Origin of the sequence: Xenorhabdus sp. KJ12.1 (genome assembly GCF_963876495.1) — a bacterium.
Classification (GTDB): domain Bacteria; phylum Pseudomonadota; class Gammaproteobacteria; order Enterobacterales; family Enterobacteriaceae; genus Xenorhabdus; species Xenorhabdus stockiae.
In genome coordinates, this window is record NZ_CAWNQH010000135.1 from 1 (window position 1) to 2,236 (window position 2,236).

At 53.0% G+C, this 2,236-nt stretch carries 4 protein-coding genes; all 4 read right to left on the reverse strand.

Features of this window, described 5'->3' with window-relative positions; all coding sequences use genetic code 11:
- Nucleotides 1-630: phage tail tape measure protein (locus AACS92_RS20840; protein WP_099112007.1), on the reverse strand; the 630-nt coding region annotated here is incomplete at its 3' end.
- Nucleotides 631-833: 203 nt separating this feature from the next.
- Nucleotides 834-1,181, reverse strand: a complete 348-nt coding sequence (locus tag AACS92_RS20845) for a phage tail protein (protein ID WP_099112008.1) — start codon at nt 1,179-1,181, stop codon at nt 834-836.
- On the reverse strand, nt 1,178-1,639 hold the full coding sequence (locus AACS92_RS20850) for a phage tail protein (protein WP_099112009.1): 462 nt from the start codon (nt 1,637-1,639) through the stop codon (nt 1,178-1,180). Before AACS92_RS20850 ends, AACS92_RS20845 begins: the two co-directional genes overlap by 4 nt.
- Nucleotides 1,640-1,656: 17 nt before the next feature.
- Complete coding sequence (locus AACS92_RS20855) at nt 1,657-2,061, reverse strand: HK97-gp10 family putative phage morphogenesis protein (RefSeq protein ID WP_099112010.1); 405 nt, start codon at nt 2,059-2,061, stop codon at nt 1,657-1,659.
- Nucleotides 2,062-2,236 lie beyond the last annotated feature (175 nt).

The following is a 2,236-nucleotide window of genomic DNA, read 5'->3' on the forward strand; positions in this document are numbered from 1 at the left end:
TTTAATGGCCTGCGCGGTTTCGTTAATTTCGGAAGCACCGTATTTCGCCCCGGCTGCCAGTACGTTAATAAAACGGTCAGCCTGGGCGGCACTGGCCCCGAACTGATTCAGCGATAACGCCAGTGCACGAGTCGCCTCAGGAAGATCAATCCCGGATGCCTGCGCCAGTATCACCGCTTTCTCGGTGGCTTGGGTGAGTTGCTCAGTGTTCTTGAGCAGCTCCGGTTTGGCTGAGGCCATGAGTTTCAGGGCCTGCGCAATGCTGGTCGCCCCGAACTCGGTGGTACGCCCCAGCCGTTGGGCGTTTTCATCCAGTCTTTTTAACTGTTCACCCGTTGCACTGGTAATGGCAGACAAGTCAGACAATGCCTGCCCGTATTGACGGGTATGGGAAATCATCGTGTTCAGTGAAAAGCCGGTGCCGGCCAGTAATGCCAGTTGCCCGGACACCGATTTGATGTGCGATGCCAGTGAACGGTAGGTTTTTTCCAGTTTTTTGGCATCCGAACCCGCCTGATCCGTAAAGCGTTCTGATTCCCGCCCGGCATAGCGATAAGCCTCCATAATCCGGGATTTAAACGCGGTAGCATTGACCAGCAAGCCCACCGTCAATGTCGATAAATTAGCCATAACTTAACCCAATAATTTCATGACAGCCTCACACTGTGCCCGGACCACAGCGGGCGAACTGTCTGCCGGTTGGCGGTGTTTCAGTCGGTAGTACGCCTGCCATTCGTTGAGCGTGGACGCCGGCAAGGACAGGATACGATAGGGATCGATTTCGCCGAGCTGTTCCGCTAACGTGAAGGCAAAATGCAGCCACGACGAGTCAGTTAGTTTTTTTCGGCGTCTTCCAGTGTACCGATGGAGTGACGCTTCACGGTCTGGATGGCTTCAATCAGGATGGCGTTATCATGGACGATCATCAATTCCTCTGCCGTGGGCAGATCATCGGAGGGAATGGGTTTGCCCTTATCATCCACCAGACAATCCAGCACCATCTGGATATTCAGGCGGGAGGCTTCGCGCCCGTCTCCCGCTTTACTCAGCTTTTCCGCTTTTTCTTCCAGCTCCAGCAGTTCCAGTGCCGTCATCCGACGCAGATTGATTTGCGTACCGAACAATTCCACCGCTTTAATCTGCGGACGCGGAGTGAGTAAAGCCGCTTTCAGTGCTTTCATGGGTTAACTCCTGTTTTGCTGTCTGCGATACCCCAAACGAGGTTGTTTTGTTTGCCTTTAACGGTGATCTGGATCACTTCACTCGCCGGCGCGTTAATGTCGTTCATTTCCCAGCCGGAAAGCGCCAGCACCATCGTGGCAGTCCGTTTATTCGGCAGAGCGATGTAAAACTGCACGGTTTCGCGCTTTTCTGCCGCGTTCAGGAAAGAGACAAAATCCTCGTTCGCCGGATCATCGATAAAGCCGAGGGATTTTTCCGGGCCTTCCGGCATATCGGAGATAAACTGCTTATTGGTATCCATCAGGGTGGTGCAGTCGACAAAACTGCCGGTCAGTCCGGTTGCGCCCAAGGCTTTACAGTTGATGAGGGGTTTCATCTGTGCCACGCTATCGCCGGGTTTGCCGAACTTCACCAAAGTACCGACCGGTAATACCGCATATTCAGGGGAGGTTGCCATGATGTTTTACTCCAGTCTTATGAGTTATAACCGTCCAGTGCATTACGGATTTCTCGCGCCAGCACCTTAATGACAGCGGTTTTGTTGTAGTCCAGCGCCGGACGAATAAAGGGACTCGGTACCTGTTTGATCGTCCCCATTTCCTGCGCCAAGGCTTTTATTCGGTGGGCTTTTGCCGGGCCAACCGTGACCATCACGCCCCCCGGATATTTCTTGGATTTTGTTGTACGAATAAGGATATTGTCCCGCAGATGCGCTGTGTGGCTTTTCTTGTTATAACCGGCATGGGCCTGCATATCTTCCTGTACAATCTGCATCGCCTTTTTACCGGCTTTTCGCATGATGTCGGTCTGTAGAGCCGTATCCAGTGCCTGCAATTGACGTCCCAGTGCTGCCCATCCCGTCGTTTGTGCAGTGATCATGCCAGCTTCTCCGTGTAAGTGATGATAAAGTCCCGTGTGATACGGTAACGCTTACGATTTTCAGTCAGCTCTTCCGCTTCCTGATGCAAGAGTCCGCGTGAAACGGTTTGCACCGGATAACCACCGAGTCGGCCATGCTGCACAGATTCCCATGCAGAACGGATTTTCGCTTCCA